Raw genomic sequence first — 22,313 nt, 5'->3', positions numbered from 1 at the left:
TGACGTCGGTTCGCTCGCCGAGCGTCTCACGCGTCAAAGTCGGGGCCTGGCCGCGTGGAGCAGAGCCAGAAACGCGGTGAGGCTCGGCGGCAAAACAACACAGGCAACGCCGCACCGCCCGTGTCCCCCCAGTGCGCAGGAGGAGAGTGAAGATGAGTGAGCAGGCCCCCGCGGAGAACCCGGCAGAGGCCATTGCCATCATCGGCATGGCTGGCCGCTTCCCAGGCGCCCCGGACGTGGAGGCCTTCTGGCGCAACCTGCGCCAGGGCGTGGAGTCGCGCACCACCTTCACCGACGAGCAGCTGGAGGCAGCGGGGGTGGATCGCTCGCTGTACTCGAGGCCGGACTACGTGCGCTCGGGTTTCGTGCTGGAGGGCACCGAGCTGTTCGACGCGGCCTTCTTCGGCTACAGCCCGCGCGAGGCCGAGGCGATGGATCCGCAGCAGCGCCTCTTCCTCGAGTGTGCCTGGCAGGCGCTGGAGCACGGCGGGTACGAGCCGGCGAGCTTCCCCGGGCCCATCGCCCTCTTCGGCGGAACGGGACCCAGCGGATACCTGCTCACGCGCCTGTTGCCGAACGCGCAGGTGATGGAGTCGGTGGGCCCCTACGCGCTCACGCTCGCCAACGACAAGGACTTCCTGTGCACCCGCGTGGCCCACAAGCTGGACCTGCGCGGCCCGGCCGTCACCGTGCAGACGGCCTGCTCCACCGGACTGGTGGCGGTGCACCTGGCCTGTCAGAGCCTGCTGTCGCGCGAGAGTGACATGGCCCTGGCCGGCGCCGTCTCCTTCTCTCCCGACCAGACCACCGGCGAGCTCCACGTCCCCGGCGGCATCCACTCGCCGGACGGGCACTGCCGCGCCTTCGATGAGAAGGCCCAGGGCACCGCGGGTGGCGGCGGCGTGGGGGTGGTGGTGCTCAAGCGCCTCTCGGAGGCCGTGGAGGACGGGGACTACATCCACGCCGTGCTGCTGAGCACCGCCATCAACAATGACGGCAGCGCCAAGGTGGGCTTCACCGCCCCCGGCGTGGAAGGACAGGCCGCCGTCATCACCGAGGCCCTGGCCGTGGCCGGCGTGGGCCCCGAGAGCATCCAGTTCATCGAGACACACGGCACGGGCACCACCCTGGGAGATCCCATCGAGGTGGCCGCGCTCAACCAGGCCTTCCGCTCGCGGGCGGGGCAGCGGCGCACCTGCGCGCTGGGCGCGGTGAAGACGAACATCGGCCACACGGACACGGCGGCGGGCCTGGCCGGGCTGATCAAGATGACGCTCTCGCTGCGCAACCGCGAGATGCCGCCCACGCTCCACTTCACCAGGCCCAACCCGCGCATCGAGTTCGACAACGGGCCCTTCTACGTCAACGACGCGCTGAAGCCCTGGCCGGCGCCGGCCGGGGAGACTCCCCGGCGCGGAGGCGTCAGCTCCTTTGGCATGGGCGGCACCAACGCCCATGTCGTGCTCGAGGAGGCCCCGGCGCGGGAGCTCCAACCCAGCGCGAAGCCCCGGCACCTGCTGACGCTCTCGGCGCGTACCCCCGAGGCCCTGGAGCAGGCCACCGACAACCTGGCCGCGTGGCTCGCCAGCCACCCGGAGGCGGAGCTGGGAGACGTGGCCTACACGCTGCTGGCGGGGCGCAGGCGCTTCTCGCACCGCCGGGTCCTGGTCTGCGGCGACACGGCGGAGGCGCAGCGGCTCCTCCAGTCGCGCGAGCCGGGCCGGGTGCTCACCACGGAGCAGGACGCCAACGAGCGCCCCGTGGTCTTCCTCTTCCCGGGCCAGGGCACCCAGGAGCCGGGCATGGCGCAGGAGGAGTACGCCTCGGAGCCCGTCTTCCGCCGCCACTTGGAGGAGTGCTGCAAGAAGCTGGTGCCGCACCTGGGGCTCGATCTGCGCGAGGTGCTCTACCCGAAGCAGGGCCAGGAGGAGCAGGCCGCCGAGCGGCTCAAGCAGACGGCCCTGGCGCAGCCGGCGCTCTTCGTCGTGGAGTACGCGCTGGCGCGGTTGTGGATGAGCTGGGGAGTGAAGCCCCAGGCGATGGTGGGCCACAGCCTGGGCGAGTACGTGGCCGCGTGTCTGGCCGGGGTGTTCTCGGTGGATGACGCGCTGGCGCTGGTGGCCGAGCGCGGCCGGCTCATGCAGCGGCAGCCCGAGGGCGCCATGCTCTCGGTGGCCCTCTCCGAGCAGGCGCTGCGTCCGCTGCTGGGGGCGGAGCTGGAGCTGGCCTCCGTCAATGCTCCGGCCCTGTGCGTGGCGGCCGGGCCGACCCCCGCCATCCAGGCGTTGGAGACGCGCCTGTCGCAGCAGGGCGTGCAGCACCGCCGCCTGCACACCTCGCACGCCTTCCACTCGGCGATGATGGAGACGGCGCTGCCTCCCTTCGAGGCCAAGGTGCGCACGCTGCGCCTGTCGCCGCCGAAGATCCCCTTCGTCTCCAATGTCACGGGCACGTGGATCACCGCCGAGCAGGCCACCAACCCGCGCTACTGGGCGGACCACCTGCGGCGCCCGGTGCGCTTCGCCGAGGGCGTGGCCACGCTGCTCTCCGAGCCCTCGCGCCTCTTCGTCGAGGTGGGTCCGGGACGGGCGCTGAGCACGCTGGTGCGTCAGTGCGCGGGGAACGCCGCGGCGGTGACGGTGGTGGGCTCGCTGGGCGCGCGGCGTGAGCGGCCCGGCACCGGCTCGCCCATGCTGGAGGCGGCGGGCCAGCTCTGGCTGGAGGGCGTGAAGCTGGAGGCGGCGAAGCTGTACGCCTCCGAGAAACGCGGCCGTCTGCCCTTGCCCACCTACCCCTTCCAGCGCGAGCGCTACTGGATCGAGCGCGGCGCCGGTATGGCGGTGGTGCAGCAGGCGCCGGGCTCGGCGGGGAAGAAGACCGAGGTGGGCGCCTGGTTCCATGTCCCGGCGTGGAAGCCCGCGCGGCTGCCGGCCTCGGGCCTGAAGGAGCTGAGCGGCACGCGCTGGCTGGTGTACGTGGACGGCACGGGACTGGGCCGGCAGGTGGTGGAGGGGCTGGAGGCCTCGGGCGCGCAGGTGGTGCGGGTGGTGCCGCGCGCGGAGGGTCTGGCCCGGCTGGGTGAGCGCGAGTGGGGACTGGCCCCGGGGCGCCGGGCCGATCACGAGGCCCTGATGGAGGAGCTGCGCCAGCAGGGGCCACTGCCCGAGCACGTGCTGCACCTGTGGAGCTTGGAGCCGGCGTCCTCGCTGGAGGCGGAGCAGGAGCGGGGCTTCCAGGATCTGCTCGCGCTGGCCCAGGCCCTCGGGCCGCGACTGGGACAGGCGGAGAGCACGCTCCATGTCGTCACCTCTGGCACGCAGGACGTAACGGGAGAGGAGCCGCTGCGGCCGGGCAACGCGCTGGTGCTGGGACCGTGCCGCGTGCTGCCCCAGGAGGAGTACCCGCGGCTGCGCTGCCGGTTGGTGGACGTGGTACCGCCCGCGCAGGGTGGCGCCCGGCTGACGCGGCTGGCGAAGCAGGTGGTGGCGGAGCTGCGCGCCCCGTCCCATGAGCCCCTGGTGGCCCTGCGTGGCGAGCACCGGTGGGTGGAGGGCTACGCACCGCATCCGCTGCCCGCCCCGAGTCAGGGCCTGGGGCGGCTGCGCGAGGGCGGCACCTACCTGGTGACGGGAGGCCTGGGCCGCATCGGACTGATGGTGGCGGAGTATCTGGCCTCGACGGCGCGCGCCCGGCTGGTGCTGGTGGGACGCTCCCCCTTCCCCGAGCGCCAGGAGTGGCCGGCGTGGCTGGCGGCGCGCGGCGAGCAGGATGGGGTGTCGCGGAAGATCCGGCGGTTGCAGGCCATGGAGGCCCAGGGGGCCCAGGTGCTGCTGGTGCGCGCGGACGTCTCGCAGCCGGCGCAACTGGAGCAGGCGTTGGCGCGGGCCCGCGAGCGCTTCGGCGCGCTGAATGGCGTGGTGCACTCCGCTGGCGTGGTCGGAGAGGACACGCACGTGGCCGTGCGGGACTCCACGCCCGAGCGTTGCGAGCCCCTGGTGCGGGCCAAGGTGCAGGGCACGCTCGTGCTCGCCGAGGCGCTGCGCGACCAGGCGCTGGACTTCGTCCTCCTGCAGTCCTCCATCTCCACCGTGCTGGGCGGACTGGGCTTCTCCGCCTACGCGGCCGGCAATGCCTTCCTGGACTGCCTCGCCGCGGCCCGCTCCCGCGAGGGGGCGACCCAGTGGGTGTCGGTGGACTGGGATGGCTGGCAGGCCCGGGACGAGGACGAGGCGGGCACCTCCATCACCCTGCCCGAGGGAATGGACGCCCTGCGCCGGCTGCTGGCGGCTCCCGAAGCCACGCGGTGGATCGTCTCCACGCATGACCTGACCGCGCGGCGCACCCTCTGGGTGCAGCAGGTGCAGCAGGCGGCCCGTCCGCCCACCACGCGCCACAGCCGTCCGCGGCTGCGCACCGCCTTCGAGGCCCCGCGCGACAGCCTCGAGCGCGGTCTGGCCGACATCTGGCAGGAGCTGCTCGGCGTGGCCGAGGTCGGCATCCACGACGACTTCTTTGAATTGGGAGGGCACTCCTTACTGGGTACCCAGGTGCTCTCCCGCGTGCGCGAGTCCTTCCAGGTGGATCTCCCCCTGCGCACGCTGTTCGAGCATCCCACCCTCGCCGGCATGGCGACGGCCATCCTCCAGGCCCGTACCGCGACGACGGACACCGCGGCCCTGGAAGCCCTCCTCTCGGAGCTGGAATGAGCAACAAGACGAGCGACCTCGAGAAGCGCATCGCCAACCTGCCTCCCGAGAAGCGCGAGCTGCTGCTGCGGCGGCTGGCCGAGCAGCAGGCGGCGCAAGCGGTCAACACCGCGGTCCAGGCGCAACCCCAGACGAGCGCCCCGGTGGAGGTGGAGCCGGGAGTGCTGTCCTTCGCCCAGCACCGGCTGTGGTTCCTGGAGAAGCTGCAACCGGGCACCTCGCTCTACAACAACCCGTTCGCCTTCCGGCTGTTGGGCATGCTGGACGCGGAGGCCCTGCGCCGGGGCCTGGAGGCGCTGGTGACGCGCCACGCGGCGATGCGCACCACCTTCGTCGAGCATCAGGGTGAGCCGCGGCAGGTGGTGCAGCCGCCCGCCCGGTTCGAGCTCCCGCAGGAGGATCTGCGCGCCCTGCCCGATCCGAAGCAGGCCGCCCTCGATCGGATGAAGGAGCACGCGCGGCAGCTCTTCGATCTGGAGCGGGGTCCGCTGGTCCGGGCGACGCGGCTGCGGCTGAGCGAGCACGAGCACCTGCTGCTGCTCACGCTGCACCACATCATCTGCGACGGCTGGTCCATGGCGTTGCTGATGAAGGAGATGGCGGCCTTCTACCTGGCCTTCTCCCGAGGCGCGGAGCCGCGCCTGCCCGCGCTCACCTGGCAGTACCCGGACTTCGCGCGCTGGCAGCGGCAGTGGATGCGGGGCGAGGAGCTCGAGCGGCAGCTGGGCTTCTGGCGTCAGCAACTGCGGGGAGTCGCACCGCTGGAGCTGCCCCTGGACAGGCCGCGCCCGGCGGATCCGACGCTGGCGGGAGCGGTGTACCCGGTGCGCCTGGAGCGCGGGCTGACGCAGGCGGTGCAGGGGCTCGCGCAGCGCGAGGGGGCCACGCCCTTCATGGTGCTGCTGGCCGCCTTCCAGGCGCTGCTGGGCCGCTACGCTGGACAGGATGACGTGGTGGTGGGCACGCCCATCGCCAACCGCACGCGCAAGGAGACGGAGGGCCTCATCGGCCTCTTCGTCAACACGCTGGCGCTGCGCACCACCTTCTCGGATGACCCGTCCTTCCGCGAGCTGGTGGCCCGCGTGCGCCAGGGCTCGCTGGATGCCTATGCGCACCAGGACGTGCCCTTCGAGGCGGTGGTGGAGGCGCTGCAGCCGGAGAGGGATCTGCGCCGGACGCCGCTCTTCCAGGTGATGTTCGTGCTGCACAACGCGGGGCGGGACGCGGCCTCGGACCTGCCCGAGCTGCGCCTGGAGTTCCTGCCGACGCACACCGGCCACTCGACCTTCGACCTGACGCTTTCGCTGTCGCAGGAGGGCGAGGAGCTGGTGGGCGAGCTGGAGTACGGCACCGAGCTCTTCGACGAGTCGACGGTGGCGCGCTTCGTGGGCCACCTGCGGCGGCTGCTGGAGGAGGCGGTGGCGCACCCCGAGCGCCGGCTGTCCCAGCTGGGGCTGCTCACGGAGGCGGAGCGCGAGAAGATCATGGGCGAGTGGAAGGGCACGCGAGCGCCCTTCCCCGAGCAGTCGTGCCTGCACCACCTGGTGGAGGCGCGGGCCGAGCGGACGCCGGAGGCGGTGGCGGCCGAGTTCGGAGGCCAGCGGCTCACCTACGCGGAGCTGATGCGGAGGGCGCGCGGGCTGGCGCGGCGGCTGCGCGCGCTGGGCGTGGGCCCCGAGGTGCGGGTGGGCCTGTGCGCGCAGCGCTCGCTGGAGCTGGTGGTGGGCATGCTCGGCGTGCTGGAGGCCGGTGGCGCCTGGGTGCCGATGGATCCATCGCTGCCCACCGAGCGCCTGGGCTGGCTGCTGGAGGACAGCGGCGCGCGGGTGCTCCTCACCCAGGAGCGGCTGCTGGAGCGGCTCCCCGCCCAACGTCCGGAGACCCTGTGCCTGGACTCGCTCTGGAGCGAGCTGGAGCGGGAGGCGGACGGGAAGGTGGAGTCGGGCGCGAGCGCGGACAGCCTCGCCTATGTGCTCTACACCTCGGGCAGCACCGGGCGGCCCAAGGGCACGCTGGTGACGCACCGGGGCGTGTGCAACCTGGTGGTGCAGGAGGCCCAGGCCTACCAGGTGGGGCCCGGCAGCCGGGTGTTGCAGTTCGCCAGCCCCGCCTTCGACATCTCCGTGGAGGAGATCTTCACCACGCTGTGCGCGGGCGGCACGGTGTGCTTGGCGCCCGCCGAGGAGATGATGCCGGGGCCTTCGCTGCACCAGTTGCTGCGGGAGTCCTCCATCACGGTGCTCAGCCTCACGCCAGCGGCGCTGGCGGCCACGCCGGCGGACGGACTGCCGGCGCTGTGCACGGTCATCTCCGGAGGCGAGGCGTGCCCCGAGGACGTGGTGGCGCGCTGGGCGCCGGAGCGGCGCTTCCTCAACACGTACGGCCCCACGGAGGCCACGGTGGTGGCCACGCTGGTGGAGTGCCAGGCCGACGGGCGGGTGCCTCCGATTGGCCGGGCGCTGCCCAACGTGGAGGTGTACGTGCTGGACGGGCACCTGCGGCCCGTGCCGGTGGGACACAAGGGCGAGCTGTACCTGGGCGGAGTGGGCCTGGCCCGCGGCTACCTGGGCCGGGCGGATCTGACGGCCGAGCGCTTCATCCCGCACCCGTTCAGCACCGAGCCCGGAGCGCGCCTGTACCGCACGGGTGACGTGGTGCGGTGGCGGGGGGACGGACAGCTCGAGTTCTCGGGCCGCGCGGACCAGCAGGTGAAGGTGCGCGGCTTCCGGATCGAACCAGGAGAGATCGAGGCGGCGCTGGTGGAGCAGCCCGCGGTGCGCGAGGCGGTGGTGGTGGCCCGCGAGGACGTGCCGGGCAACAAGCGGCTGGTGGCCTACCTCGTGGCGAGGCCGGGACAGACGCTGGAGCTGGGCGAGCTGCGGAAGGCGCTGCGGCAGCGGTTGCCCGAGTACATGGTGCCCTCGGCCTTCATGGTGCTGGAGGCGCTGCCGCTCACGAACAACGGCAAGGTGGACCGGCGGGCGCTGCCGGCACCGCAGGCCACGCCGGGCGCGGAGCGCCACGTGCCTCCGCGCAACGCGATGGAGGAGCTGGTGGCGGGGCTCTTCGGCGAGCTGCTGCGCGTGGAGCGCGTGGGGGCCGAGGACAACTTCTTCGAGCTGGGAGGGCACTCACTGCTGGCCACGCAGGTGGTGAGCCGGCTGCGCGAGGCGTGTGGCGTGGAGGTGCCGCTGCGCACCCTCTTCGAGGCCCCCACGGTGGCCGAGCTGGCCGAGCGCATCCAGTCGCTGCGGACGGGAGCGACGGCCCTGGCCGTGCCCGCGCTGAAGCCGGCGCCGCGCGACGAGGCGCTGCCGCTGTCCTTCGCCCAGCAGCGGCTGTGGTTCCTGGATCGGATGTCGCCGGGCAATCCCTTCTACAACATGCCGCTGGCGGTGCGGCTGGAGGGGGAGCTGCAGGTGGACGCGCTGGCGCGCTGCGTGCTGGAGCTGCAGCGGCGCCACGAGGTGCTGCGCACCACCTTCCGAGACAGTCCCACGGGTCCCGTGCAGTGCATCTCCGCCGAGCCCCAGGCCAGGCTGGAGGTGGTGGATCTGTCGTCCCTGCCGTCCGCCGAGCACGAGGCCGAGGTGCGCCGCCGCGCCGGACAGGAGGCCCAGGGGTCGTTCGATCTGGAGCGGGGCCCGCTGCTGAGGGCGGTGCTGCTGCGGCTGGACGCGCGGTCGCACGTGCTGCTGGTGACGATGCATCACATCGTCACGGATGGCTGGTCCGCGGGCATCCTGGTGCGCGAGGTGGCGGCGATCTACGAGGCGCTGGCGCGAGGCCAGACGCCAGCGTTGCCCGAGCTGCCGGTGCAGTACGCGGACTTCGCGGTGTGGCAGCGGCAGTGGCTGAGGGGCGAGGCGTTGGAGGCGCAGCTCGGCTACTGGAAGCGCCAGCTCGCGGCGCTGCCGGTGCTGGAGCTGCCGACGGACAGACCGCGCCCGCCGGTGCAGTCCTTCCGAGGCGCCCACCTGCGGGTGCGCCTGCCCAAGCCGCTGAGCGAGGCCCTGGTGCGGATGAGCCGCCGCGAGGGCGTCACGCTGTACATGACGCTGCTGACAGCCTTCCAGACGGTGGTCTCGCGCTACAGCGGGCAGACGGACGTGGTGGTCGGCACGGACATCGCCAACCGCAACCGCGCCGAGACGGAGGGCTTGCTGGGCTTCTTCGTGAACCAGCTCGTCATGCGCGGAGACCTGTCGGGCAACCCGAGCTTCCGCGAGCTGCTGGCGAAGGCCCGGGAGACGGCCCTGGCCGCCTACGCGCACCAGGACGTGCCCTTCGAGGAGCTGGTGCGTGAGCTCAACCCCGAGCGCAGCCTCGGACACGCCCCGCTCTTCCAGGTGAAGCTGCTGTTGCAGAACGCGCCGGACGTGAATCTGGAACTGCCGGGATTGAAGCTCGGCGCCGTCGAGAGCGAGGCACGGACGGCCAAGTTCGATCTCACGGTGGCGATGGAGGAGTCCCCCGAGGGACTGCACGGCCAATGGGAGTACAGCACCGACCTCTTCGACGAGGAGACGGTCGCGCGGATGTCGCGGCACTTCCAGCGGGTGCTGGAGGCGATGGTCGCGAACCCCGGGCAGCGGCTGGGAGACCTGTCGCTGCTGTCCGAGGAGGAGCGGCGCCAGGTGCTCGTGGAGTGGAACGACACCACCACCCCCTTCCCCTCCGACTCATGCGCCCACCACCTCGTGCAGGCCGTCGCCTCCCGCTCCCCGGATGCTCCCGCCCTGTGCGTGGGTGATTCCACCCTCTCCTTCCGCGAGCTCGAGGAGCGCTCCAACCAGCTCGCCCACCACCTGCTCTCCCTGGGCGTCGGCCTGGAGACTCCCGTTGCCTTGTGCCTGGAGCGCTCCTTCGAGCTGGTCATCGGTCTGCTCGCCATCCTCAAGGCTGGCGGCACCTATGTCCCCCTGGAGCCTTCCCTGCCCGCCGCTCGCCTCGGCTTCCTGCTTCAGGACTGCGGCGCTCCCGTCCTCCTCACCCAGGAGAGCCTCGCCGATGAGCTGCCCGCCTACGGCCAGCTCCTCTGCCTCGACTCCGACTGGTACCAGGTTGCTTCCCAGCCCACCTCGCCTCCCGCCTCCCCCGTGGGCCCCGACAACCTCGCCTACATCATCTACACCTCCGGCAGCACCGGTCAGCCCAAGGGCACGCTGCTGCACCACCGCGGCCTGTGCAACACGGCCCTGGCCGCTGCCCGCCACCACGGCTTCACCCCCTCCAGCCGCGTCCTGCAGTTCGCCGCCCTGAGCTTCGACGCCTCCATCGCCGAAATCTTCGGCTCCCTGGTGGGCGGCTCCTGCCTGGTGCTCGCTCCCCGCGAGCAGCTCATGCCCGGCGAGCCCCTGCAGCAACTGCTCGTTCGCCAGCGCGTCACCTCCGTCACCCTCACCCCTTCGGTGCTCGCCCAACTCTCTCCCCAGGGCCTGGAGGGTCTCACCACCCTCATCTCCGCTGGTGAGGCCTGCCCTCCCGAGCTGGCCCAACGCTGGGTCTCCGGCCGGCGCATGCTCAACGCCTACGGCCCCACCGAAGTCACCGTCTGCGCCACCATCAACCCGCATATGCGCCCGGAGCGCCCCACCATCGGCAAGCCCTGGGACAACAACCGGGTGTACGTGCTGGACGAGCGCCTGCGCCCTGTCCCCATCGGCGTGCCCGGCGAGCTCTTCGTCTCCAGCCCCGGCCTGGCCCGTGGCTACCTGCGCCGGCCCGACCTCACCGCCGAGCGCTTCATCCCCAACCCCTTCTCCGACTCCCCGGGCGCGCGCCTCTACCGCACCGGCGACAGGGTGCGCTGGCTGCCCGCCGGTGAGCTGGAATTCCTGGGCCGAGCCGATGAGCAGGTGAAGCTGCGCGGCATCCGCATCGAGCTGGGCGAGGTGCAGTCGGCCCTGCTCGAGTGCCCCGGAGTCCAGGAGGGCGTGGTGGTGGCGCGTGAGGACGGCCCCGGCGGCAAGCGCCTGGTGGCCTACTTCGTGCCCGACACCGAGCCGGCGCCCTCCTCCGCCCAGCTGCGCGCGGCCCTCCAGCAGCGGCTGCCCGAGTACATGGTGCCCTCGGCCTTCGTCCCCCTGGAGGCCCTGCCTCTGTCCACCAGCGGCAAGGTGGACAAGAAGGCCCTGCCCGCTCCTGAGAGCGCCACGACGCAAGACACCTACGTGGCGCCGCGCACCCCAATGGAGGAGGCACTCGCCGCCATCTGGTCCGAGGTGCTCAAGCGCGAGCGCGTCGGCGCGGACGACAACTTCTTCGAGCTGGGCGGTGACTCCATCCTCAGCTTGCAGATCGTGGCGCGAGCCCGTCAGGTCGGCCTGAACCTGCAACCCAACGATGTCTTCCAGCACCAGACGCTGGCGGCCCTGGCCGCCACGCTGTCCGCGGGCCAGGTGCCCCAGGTGGAGCAGGGCCCTGTCTCCGGACCGGTGCCGCTCACGCCCATCCAGCACTGGCTTTTGGAGCAGGAGCAGCCCCAGACGCACCACTACAACCAGGCCGTGCTGTTGCAGGCCCGGGAAGAGGTGGAGCTCGAGCCGCTGCGGCAGGCGCTCCAGCACCTGGTGGAGCACCATGACGCGCTCCGCATGCGCTACGTGCGCTCCGAGTCCGGCGAGTGGAAGCAGGAGAACCTGCCGCCGGGGCCCACCATCTCGCTCGTGCAGGTGGACCTGTCGGCCACGCCCGACTCCGAGCTGCCCGCCCGCATCGAGGCCGAGGCCACCCGGGTGCAGGCGAGCTTCGATCTGGGCTCGCCCCCGCTGCTGCGCACGGCGCTCTTCGATCTGGGGCCCCAGCGTCCGGAACGGCTGCTGATCGCGGTGCACCACCTGGTGGTGGACGGCGTCTCCTGGCGCGTGCTGTTGGAGGATCTGGCCACCGCCTACGCCCAGCTGTGCGAGGGACAGCCGGTGCGCTTCCCGGCCCGGTCCACGTCGTTCAAGGCCTGGTCCGAGCGGCTGGTGGAGCTCGCGCGCTCCGAGGCCATGGCGCGGGAGCTGCCCTTCTGGCTGGACGAGTCGCGCCGGAACGTGGTGCCGCTGCCCACCGACAAGACGGTGGGCGCCAACACGCTCGCCTCCGCGCGCACCTTCACCGTGTCACTCGAGACCGAGGAGACGCGGCTCCTGCTCCAGGAGGTGCCCGCCGCCTACCGGGCCCGCATGGACGACGTGCTGCTGGCGGCGCTGGCCCAGGCGTTCTCGCCGTGGAGCGGCCAGTCGCGCCTGCTCGTGGATCTGGAGGGCCACGGCCGCGAGGCTCTGTTCGAGGACGTGGACATCTCGCGCACGGTGGGTTGGTTCACCTCGCTCTACCCGGTGTTGATGGAGGTGCCCGCGACCGCGTCGTCCGCCGAGGCGGTGCGCTCGGCGCGCAGGGCGCTGAGCCAGGTGCCTCGGCGGGGCGTGGGCTACGGCCTGCTGCGCTACCTGCGCGGAGACGAGGCCTCCCAGCGCCTGCGATCGCTGCCCCAGGCCCAGGTGTCGTTCAACTACCTCGGGCAGCTCGACTCGGTGGTGTCGAAGGAGTCGGCCTTCAGCCCCGCGCCCGAGTCCAGCGGCAAGGCCCAGGGAGACCAGGGTCTGCGCACCCACCTGCTGGAGATCAACAGCCTCTCCTACGGTGGACGCCTGGAGTTGTCGTGGACGTACAGCGAGAACCTCCACGAGCGCTCCACGGTGGAGGCGCTGGCGCGGCGCTACGTGGAGGCGCTGCGCGCGCTCATCGCGAACCGTCACGCACCAGAGGCGTCGCGTCCCATCGCGTCGGATTTCCCGCTGGCCCGCGTCGATGACGCCACGCTCGAGCGCCTGCTGCGCACGGTGCCGGACGTGGAGGATCTCTATCCGCTCTCGCACGTGCAGAAGGGCCTGCTCTTCCACGCGCTGATGTCGCCGCACTCGGGGGTGTACTTCGAGCAGCTCGCGTGGACGTTCCGCTCGCCGATGGACATGAAGGCGCTGCGCCGCGCGTGGGAGCTGGCGTTGGAGCGTCACCCGGTGCTGCGCACGGCCTTCCTGTGGGAGGGAGTGGCCGAGCCGTTGCAGGCCGTGTGCGCCCGCGCCGAGCTGCCGTGGCACGAGCACGATTGGCGCCACCTGTCCGAGGCCGAGCAGCGGACGCGCTTCGAGGAGCTGATGCGCGAGGATCGCGCCCGCGGCTTCGAGCTGTCGCGCGCGCCGCTGATGAGGCTCACGGTGGTGCGCCTGGACACGCACGCGTACCGCTTCATGTGGAGCCACCACCACCTGCTGTTGGATGGGTGGAGCGTGGGTCTGGTGATGAAGGACCTGTTCGCGCTCTACGAGGCGCTCTCGCAGGGGCGCACGCCCCGGCTGGAGCCCGTGCCGGCGTGGCGCGACTACATCGCCTGGCTGGGGCGGCAGGATCTGGCCCAGGCCGAGGCCTGGTGGCGCGAGCAGCTCGCGGGCTTCACGGAGCCCACGCCGCTGCCCGAGTCGACGCCGAGCTCGGCGCCGCAGCAGATGCACGAGCGCACGCTGCAACTGTCCGAGAGCGAGACGACGGCGTTGCAGGACTTCGCGCGCCGGCACCAGCTCACGCTGAACACGCTGATCCAGGGAGCCTGGGCAGTGGTGTTGGGGCGGCATGCGGGCGTGGAGGATGTGCTCTTCGGAGCCACGGTCTCCGGCCGACCGCCCTCGTTGTCGCGCGTGGAGCAGATGACGGGCGTGTTCATCAACACGCTGCCGGTGCGCCTGCGCCTCGAGCCCGAGGCCTCGCTGATACCGTGGCTACAGCGTCACCAGACGCGACTGGTCGAGCTGCGCCAGTTCGAGCACACGCCGGTCGTGCAGGTGCAGGCCTGGAGCCAGGTGCCTCGCGGCGCGTCCTTCTTCGACACGATCTTCGTCTTCGAGAACTACCCCGTCGACGACTCGGTGAAGGAGGGCTCCGGACAGCTGGACGTGCAGGACTTCGTCATCGTCGACCGGAACAACTACCCGCTCACGGCCTGCGCCATGCCGCAGCGCGAGCTGGTGCTGATGCTGTCGTACGAGTCTCCGCGGTTCGAGGAGGCCACCATCGGCCGGCTGCTGGGCCATTGGAAGGCGGCGCTGGAGGCCATGATGGCCCAGCCCGAGCAGCGGCTGGGAGACCTGTCGCTGCTGTCCGAAGAGGAGCGGCGCCAGGTGCTCGTGGAGTGGAACGACACCACCACCCCCTTCCCCTCCGACTCCTGCGCCCACCACCTCGTGCAGGCCGTCGCCTCCCGCTCCCCGGATGCTCCCGCCCTGTGCGTGGGTGATTCCACCCTCTCCTTCCGCGAGCTCGAGGAGCGCTCCAACCAGCTCGCCCACCACCTGCTCTCCCTGGGCGTCGGCCTGGAGACTCCCGTTGCCTTGTGCCTGGAGCGCTCCTTCGAGCTGGTCATCGGTCTGCTCGCCATCCTCAAGGCTGGCGGCACCTATGTCCCCCTGGAGCCTTCCCTGCCCGCCGCTCGCCTCGGCTTCCTGCTTCAGGACTGCGGCGCTCCCGTCCTCCTCACCCAGGAGAGCCTCGCCGATGAGCTGCCCGCCTACGGCCAGCTCCTCTGCCTCGACTCCGACTGGTACCAGGTTGCTTCCCAGCCCACCTCGCCTCCCGCCTCCCCCGTGGGCCCCGACAACCTCGCCTACATCATCTACACCTCCGGCAGCACCGGTCAGCCCAAGGGCACGCTGCTGCACCACCGCGGCCTGTGCAACACGGCCCTGGCCGCTGCCCGCCACCACGGCTTCACCCCCTCCAGCCGCGTCCTGCAGTTCGCCGCCCTGAGCTTCGACGCCTCCATCGCCGAAATCTTCGGCTCCCTGGTGGGCGGCTCCTGCCTGGTGCTCGCTCCCCGCGAGCAGCTCATGCCCGGCGAGCCCCTGCAGCAACTCCTGGTGCGCCAGCGCGTCACCTCCGTCACCCTCACCCCCTCGGTGCTCGCCCAACTCTCTCCCCAGGGCCTGGAAGGCCTCACCACCCTCATCTCCGCTGGTGAGGCCTGCCCTCCCGAGCTGGCCCAGCGCTGGGTCTCCGGCCGGCGCATGCTCAACGCCTACGGCCCCACCGAAGTCACCGTCTGCGCCACCATCAACCCGCATATGCGCCCGGAGCGGCCCACCATCGGCAAGCCCTGGGACAACAACCGGGTGTACGTGCTGGACGAGCGCCTGCGCCCTGTCCCCATCGGCGTGCCCGGCGAGCTCTTCGTCTCCAGCCCCGGCCTGGCCCGTGGATACCTGCGTCGGCCCGACCTCACCGCCGAGCGCTTCATCCCCAATCCCTTCTCCGACTCCCCCGGCGCACGCCTCTACCGCACCGGCGACAGGGTGCGCTGGCTGCCCGCCGGTGAGCTGGAATTCCTGGGCCGGGCCGACGAGCAGGTGAAGCTGCGCGGCATCCGCATCGAGCTGGGCGAGGTGCAGTCGGCCCTGCTCGAGTGCCCCGGAGTCCAGGAGGGCGTGGTGGTGGCGCGCGAGGACGGCCCCGGCGGCAAGCGGCTGGTGGCCTACTTCGTGCCCGACACCGAGCCGGCGCCCTCCTCCGCCCAGCTGCGTGCGGCCCTCCAGCAGCGGCTGCCCGAGTACATGGTGCCCTCGGCCTTCGTTCCCCTGGAGGCCCTACCTCTGTCCACCAGCGGCAAGGTGGACAAGAAGGCCCTGCCCGCCCCCGAGAGCGCCACCGCGAAGGACAGCTACGTGGCGCCGCGCACGCCGGTGGAGGAGATGCTCGCCGCCATCTGGTCCGAAGTGCTCGGAGTCGAGCGCGTCGGCACTGGCGACAACTTCTTCGAGCTGGGAGGACACTCGCTGGTGGCCACCCAGCTGGTCTCCCGGCTGCGGACCACCTTCGGAGTGGAGCTGTCCCTGCAGGACTTCTTCGAGCACGCCACCGTGGCCGCGTTGGCGGCCCGGCTGGCCGCGGCGGGACCGGATCAGAGCGCGCTCCCGCCGGTGGTGCCCACGCCGCCCGCTGATCATCTGCCCCTGTCGCACGCGCAGCGGGCGTACTGGTCGCCGGAGCGAATGGGCCCGGACAGTCCGCTCAACCTCGTCGTCCGGGCGATGCGCTTCTCGGGCGAGCTGAACGTGGACGCGCTCGAGCGGAGCCTCCAGGAGCTGGTGCGCCGCCACGAGAGCCTGCGCACCACGTTCCCCACCGTGGACGGAGAGCCCGTGCAGAAGGTGTTGCCGCGGCTGGATCTGACCCTGTCGGAGGTGGATCTGAGCCACCTGGCTCCGGCCGAGCGCGAGGAGGCCGCCCTGCGTCACCTCCGTCAGGAGGCCTGGCGCCCGTTGGATCTGGAGCGCGGTCCGCTGCTGAGGACCGGCCTGCTGCGCCTGGGTGAGCAGGAGCACATCCTGCTGCTCGTCCTGCACCACGCGGTGACGGACCTCGTCTCCGAGCAGGTGGTGACGCGCGAGCTGGGCGCCCTCTACGAGGCCTTCTCACGGGGCCAGCCCTCGCCGCTGCCCGAGCCGGCCCTGCAGTACCGCGACTTCACCCGCTGGCAGATTGAGCGGCTGCGGGGAGAGGAGCTGGAGCGGCTGCGCCAGTGGTGGAGCCAGAAGCTGGAGGGCATCTCGCCGGCGCTGGAGCTGCCGTATGACCGGGCCCGCCCGGCCCAGGGCACGCTGCGGTGCGCGTGGCACGAGGTCGTCATCCCGGGCTCCGTGTGGAGCGAGCTGCGCGCGCTGGGCCGCCGCGAGGGGGCCACGCCGTTCATCCTGCTGCTGACGGGCCTGCAGACGATGCTGGCGCGCGTGTCGGGCCGCTCGGACGTGCTCGTCGGCTTCGCCCACGCGAACCGGCCCCGCCCCGAGCTGGACGCCGTGGTGGGCATGATGGCCAACCTGCTCATGGTGCGTGGCGATCTGTCCGGCGATCCCACCTTCCTCGAGCTGCTACAGCGCGTGCGCGCCGCCTACCTGGAGGCCTTCGCCCACCAGGAGCTGCCGCACGCCGAGCTGATGAAGCTGCTGAACGGCACGCCCCACCAGGGCCCGCCCTACCCCGTGGGCATGTCCTACTCCGAGGCGGAGCAGGAGCAGGCTCCGGTGGCGGGCCTCACCACGAGGCCGGTGCCGCTCGAGCTGGAGCTCACGATCAGCGATCTCTCGCTACACTTCCGCGAAACACCCGAGGGCCTGGCCGTGAACTTCGAGTACCGCACCGAGCTCTTCGAGCCCGCCACGGTGGAAACCCTGGGTGACTACCTGCGGGTGCTGATGGAGTGCGTCGCGGCCGATCCCCGGCAGCGGCTGGAGTCGTTGCCGGCACCTCCCGTGGGTGTGCGTGCGAAGCGAGAGGTGGCGTCATGAAGTTGCTGTGGATGCTCCTGCGCACCTCGCGTTGGGTGGTGTTGCTCTCGATCCTGTGCGGTGCGACCTCCGGTGCGAGCAGCGCTGGAATGATCTCGCTCATCACCCGTGTGCTGGCCAGTGGGGGCCAGGCCACCCGTGAGAGCGCGCTGCAGTTCGTCCTGCTCGGCGCGCTGGTGCTGAGCAGCCGCATTGGCTCGCAGATGTTGCTCAACACCCTGCACCACCGGGTGGTGTACGAGCTGCGAGTGGGGCTCAGCCGCCGCATCCTCTCCACGCCGCTGCGGCAGCTCGAGGAGCTGGGAGCCCACCGGCTGATGGCGGCGCTCAACAACGACATCCTCTCCGTGAGCACCGGCCTGCTGGTGCTGCCCACCATCGTCATCAACCTCGCCGTCGTGCTGGGCTGCCTGGCCTACCTGGCGTGGCTCTCCTGGTGGGTCTTCCTGTCGTTCCTCGCGTTCCTCATGGTGGGGGTGCTCACCTACTGGCTGCCGGCCTCGTACTCGCTGCGGCTGATGAAGGGCTCGCGCGAGACGTACGACATGCTGCAGAAGCACTTCCGCACGCTCACCGAGGGGCTCAAGGAGCTGAAGATCCACCACCTGCGGCGCCACGCCTTCCTCGACGAGGACATGGACGGCACGGCGAACAAGCTGCGGCGGATGGACACCACCAGCAGCAACGTCGACTCCGCCAACGTGAGCTGGGGCCTGTTCCTCTTCCTCGGGTTCATCGGCCTGCTGCTCTTCGCCCTGCCGGCCTTCGGCGCGGTGAAGTTCGAGGCGCTCACCGGCTACGTGCTCACCATCCTCTACATGCAGCAGCCGTTGGACGTGGTGATCGGCAACTTCCACGGGTTGGGACAGAGCGCGGTGGCCCTGAGGAAGCTGGAAGCGCTCACGTTGAGCGTGGAGCCCGAGGTCCTCCCGGCCTCCGCCAACGCCACCTTCCGCCGGCTGGAGCTGGTGGGCATCACGCACGTCTACCGGCGCGAGGACGACGAGGACGGACGCTTCACGCTGGGCCCCATCAACCTGTCGTTCGAGCCCGGCCAGCTGGTCTTCCTGGTGGGAGGCAACGGCAGCGGGAAGACGACGCTCGCCAAGCTCATCATCGGACTGTACGCGCCCGAGGGCGGCACGCTGCTGTGGGACGGGGAGCCCGTCACGGATGCCCGGCGCGAGCACTACCGCCAGCTCTTCTCGGTGATCTTCTCCGACTTCCACCTCTTCGATCGGCTGCTGGGACTGGGGACGCAGGAGCGCGCCAGCGAGGTGCAGGGCTACCTCGAGCGGCTGCACCTGAGCCACAAGGTGAAGGTGGTGGACGGGAAGCTGTCCACCACGGCGCTGTCCCAGGGCCAGCGCAAGCGCCTGGCGCTGCTGGTGTGCTGGCTGGAGGATCGCCCCTTCTACGTGTTCGACGAGTGGGCGGCGGACCAGGATCCCGTCTTCAAGGCCGTCTTCTACGAGCAGCTGCTGCCGGACCTGAAGAAGCGGGGCAAGACCGTCTTCGTCATCACGCACGACGATCGCTATTTCCACCTGTGTGATCGTCTCATCCGCCTGGACTCCGGCCAGCTCCTGACGGACGAGCCGCAGAGAGTGGCACTGTCCCAGGCTGGCAACTCCCGCTGAAGTCCGCTCCGGAATACGTATGCCCCTGCCCAATCCCTGGCACGAGCTGATCGAGTCCTTCACCCACGCCAACCAATACGACTCGTGGTTTCCCGGCAGGGTGAACTACCTGCGGGACTTCACGCGCTGGCAGAACCAGGTGCGTCACGGGCCGAGCGTCCCGGCGACGGGACCGGAGCGGCTGACGGTGGTCCTGCTGAGCTACCGGCGGGTGCGCAACATCGAGCCGATGGTGAACAGCCTGCTGCGCTCGGGCTTCGTCGGCCGCATCCTGGTGTCCAACAACAATCCGGCCTACCGCATCGGGGACTGGGTGCGGGTGCGCGACGAGCGGCTGCGGCTGGTGGATCAATCCGAGCGCCGGTACGCGGGCATCCGCTTCGAGCTGGCCCGCGGCGAGCCGGGCGAGTACTTCGCGAGCATCGACGACGACACCTTCCTGGGGCCCGAGCAGGTCGAGCGACTCTTCTCGGCGCTGGTGAAGGATCCGAGCACGCCGCACGGAATCCAGGGCGAGACCTACCAGGGCCAACCAGGAGAGCCGGCCGACCAGGGCTGGAGAGCGGGGCTGGTGGGCGATCGCCGGGTGGACGCGATCAACCGCGTCTACTTCTTCACGCGCGAGCACCTGGAGGAGCTCTACCGGCTGGCGGGCCTGCTGGGCCTGAACGTGCCGACGCTGGCCAACGGCGAGGATCTGCTGCTGAGCGCTTGCGGGAGGCTGCGGCCGCGCGTCCATGACGTGGGCCCGGTGGCGCAGTGCCTGTCGGCGCACCGGCTCGGGGTGGCCACGTGGCGCACCCGCCAGGACTTCTTCCAGGAGCGCACGGATCTGCTGCTGCGCCTGCGCCAGCTCAAACCCCTGGCCGACTCCTAGACTTCGACAACCCCCTCCCCTCCAACCTCTTCCAGGAAACACACAGTCATGTATCTCAAGCCCAACGTCGCCATCGAGCCGCTCTACAACCAGTGGTACGCGTGGTGGTTCCTGCTCTCGCCCGCGACGGCACCGCTGTTCGTGACGAACCTGCACATGAAGCTGATGCAGTCGTTCGTGGCCAATCCGGACGTGCACGTGGCGGCGCTGAAGAACCCGGCGCTCATGGGAGGGCCCTTCCTCAACTACCCGGCCTCGCGGGTGGCGGACGTGAAGGCGCTGTTGGATCGCACCACGCGCGAGCAGGCGCACATGGTGGCCTACACCAAGGCGGTGGCCGAGCTGGAGCAGATGCTGGCCACCACGGCCACGGGCCCGTCGCTGGAGAGCCTCTATCCCAAGGTGCCGGACGTGCTGCGCGGCTACGTGGAGCTGACGTACGACATGGCGCACCACGCCAGCATCCGCTTCATCGAGCCGCTGCTGTACCACAGCCGCTACCACCAGGAGTCGTCGCAGAGCGTCTTCCTGATGCAGGTGGACGGGGACGCGCGCAAGTACATCTACAGCACGCCGCGGCTCGAGGGGGAGTCGCCGTTGTGGCTGAAGGTGCCCTACCGCCACGAGGGCCTGGACGAGCTGTTCCGGATGAGGACGACGCCGGGCTCGCCGGGGAAGGTGGCGGAGATGCTGGGGGTGCCCTCCAGCGCGGCGACCGAGTTCGCGGCGCTCTTCACGGAGACGCCGCCGCGCCGCCCGGAGCGGTGGACGGGTGACGGGGTGCGCATGCGCTACTTCGGCCATGCGTGCGTGCTGATGGAGTCGCGCGAGGTCTCGGTGCTGACGGATCCGGTGATCAGCTACGAGTTCCCGACGGACCAGCCGCGCTTCACGCACGCGGATCTGCCGGAGCGGATCGACTACGTGGTGATCACACACGGACACGCGGATCACCTGATGATGGAGACGCTGATCCAGCTGCGTCACCGGGTGGGGACGGTGGTGGTGCCGCGCAACAACGGCGGAGGGCTGGCGGATCCGTCGCTGCGGCTGATGCTGGAGCACAACGGCTTCCGCAACGTGGTGGAGCTGGACGAGCTGCAGCGCATCGCGATTCCGGGCGGGGCGATCACCGGGGTGCCGTTCCTGGGGGAGCACAGCGATCTGTCGATCCAGGCGAAGATCGCGCACCTGGTGCAGATGGGGGGCAAGTCGTTCCTGATGGCGGCGGACTCGAACGCGCTGGAGCCGCGGATGTACCAGCACCTGCGGGAGGTGGTGGGAGAGATCGACGTGCTGTGCCTGGGGATGGAGTGCGAGGGAGGGCCGATGAGCTGGATGTACGGGCCGCTCTTGAGCCAGCCGGTGCCGCGCAAGGTGGACCAGTCGAGGCGGCTGAACGGCTCCAACTGCGCGCGAGCCAGCGAGATCGTGAACCACCTGAACCCGAAGGAGGTCTACGTGTACGCGATGGGCCAGGAGCCGTGGCTGAGGCACGTGATGGTGCTGGCGTACGACGAGAAGGCGCCGCAGATCATCGAGTCGAACAAGTTCCTGGAGTACTGCCGGGGCCGGGGAATCCGGGCGGAGCGGCCGTACATCCACATGGAGCGAGTGTTCGCCTGACGAAGACCCAGCGGGTTTCGCATGCACCCTCTCCCTCTGGGAGAGGGCGGGGGGTGAGGGTCATGGTACGGTCCGCCGCCGTTTCCGTTCACCCATCACCCCGAGGGCCCCACCCATGACGACCCGTGGACTCACGTCGCACCTGCGCATCCCGACCCTGGCCGCGATCATCCTCCTCGCGGCGACGCCCGCGCTGGCGCAGAAGGTCATTCCGCCCGCGAAGGCCCCCGTCAGCCCGATGGAGATGGCGGCGAAGAAGCTGGACGACACCACGTACGTGAAGGTGACGTACAACTCGCCGCGCATGCAGGATCCGAAGACGGGCCAGAAGCGGGTCATCTTCGGCAAGCTGGTGCCCTATGGAGAGGTGTGGCGCCTGGGGGCGAACGCCGCCACGGAGCTGACCACCACGGGGGACCTCGAGCTGGCGGGCCAGAAGCTGCCGGCGGGCACCTACGCGCTCTTCACCATTCCGCAGGCGGACAAGTGGACGCTCATCGTCAACAAGGACGTGGGCCAGTGGGGCGCCTACAAGTACAACAAGGACAATGACGTCCTGCGGGTGGACGTGCCGGTGAAGAAGAGCGCGGACACCTACGAGGCCCTCACCATCGCCTTCGATGACAAGGGCACCACGCTGAACTTCTCGTGGGAGAACACGCAGGTCTCCGTGCCCGTCCGTCCGGCGAAGAAGGGCTGAGCCCGGAGTACCCGAGGCGCCTCGCCGCTCACCAGCCAGGCGAGCCAGCCCCTCGTGCGCCCCCTGGCCCGTGTCTCGCGGGCCGATCCCCCCCAGATTGTCCCTTGGAGGGCGTGCGCCTTCGCGCGTCCGCACCGCACGAGGAGTGTCACCATGTTCGGTAGACGCAAGTCGAAGAAGTCCGATCCCGTGGATCCGGTGAAGCTGGAGGCGCCTGTCGACACCAGGCCCTCCGTCGCCAAGGAGAGGGTGGAGCGGGGGCTCGAGGCCGAGGACATCCGGCCCCACTACGATGCCGACTCCACCCACCCCAGCCAGGGGCATCGGTTCTTCTTCGACATCGACGGCCCCGTGCCCTTCCCGGGCGGCCCCCTCGACGAGGCGGGCGAGGGACTGCACCGCCGCTACGGGGCGCCCGGGTCGAATCAGGGCACGGACTGA

Annotated in this window: 7 protein-coding genes; all 7 read left to right on the top strand. The window is 70.8% G+C overall.

Annotation, left to right across the window (positions count from 1 at the left end; all coding sequences use genetic code 11):
* Positions 1-152 precede the first annotated feature (152 nt).
* Entirely contained in the window at positions 153-4,706 is a 4,554-nt protein-coding gene (locus JRI60_RS54585; RefSeq protein WP_204228332.1) for a type I polyketide synthase, read from the top strand.
* Positions 4,703-17,029, top strand: a complete 12,327-nt coding sequence (locus JRI60_RS24635; RefSeq protein ID WP_204228331.1) for a non-ribosomal peptide synthetase — start codon at positions 4,703-4,705, stop codon at positions 17,027-17,029. The genes JRI60_RS54585 and JRI60_RS24635 overlap by 4 nt, the downstream gene beginning before the upstream one ends.
* Positions 17,026-18,669, top strand: coding sequence for a cyclic peptide export ABC transporter (locus JRI60_RS24630; protein ID WP_204228330.1), 1,644 nt, complete (start codon positions 17,026-17,028; stop codon positions 18,667-18,669). Before JRI60_RS24635 ends, JRI60_RS24630 begins: the two co-directional genes overlap by 4 nt.
* 19 nt (positions 18,670-18,688) lie before the next feature.
* Positions 18,689-19,546, top strand: coding sequence for a hypothetical protein (locus tag JRI60_RS24625; RefSeq protein ID WP_204228329.1), 858 nt, complete (start codon positions 18,689-18,691; stop codon positions 19,544-19,546).
* Between the two features lie 48 nt (positions 19,547-19,594).
* Positions 19,595-21,172: an MBL fold metallo-hydrolase gene (locus JRI60_RS24620; RefSeq protein ID WP_204228328.1), complete on the top strand. Its 1,578-nt coding sequence runs from the start codon at positions 19,595-19,597 to the stop codon at positions 21,170-21,172.
* Positions 21,173-21,287: 115 nt separating this feature from the next.
* Positions 21,288-21,872 (top strand): DUF2911 domain-containing protein, encoded by a 585-nt coding sequence (locus JRI60_RS24615; protein WP_204228327.1) that lies wholly within the window; start codon positions 21,288-21,290, stop codon positions 21,870-21,872.
* A gap of 153 nt (positions 21,873-22,025) precedes the next feature.
* Positions 22,026-22,313, top strand: a complete 288-nt coding sequence (locus JRI60_RS24610; protein ID WP_204228326.1) for a hypothetical protein — start codon at positions 22,026-22,028, stop codon at positions 22,311-22,313.

Origin of the sequence: Archangium violaceum (assembly GCF_016887565.1) — a bacterium.
Lineage (GTDB): Bacteria > Myxococcota > Myxococcia > Myxococcales > Myxococcaceae > Archangium > Archangium violaceum_B.
Note: the sequence above shows the minus strand (reverse complement) of the source record. Positions and strands in the feature narration are given on the sequence as shown.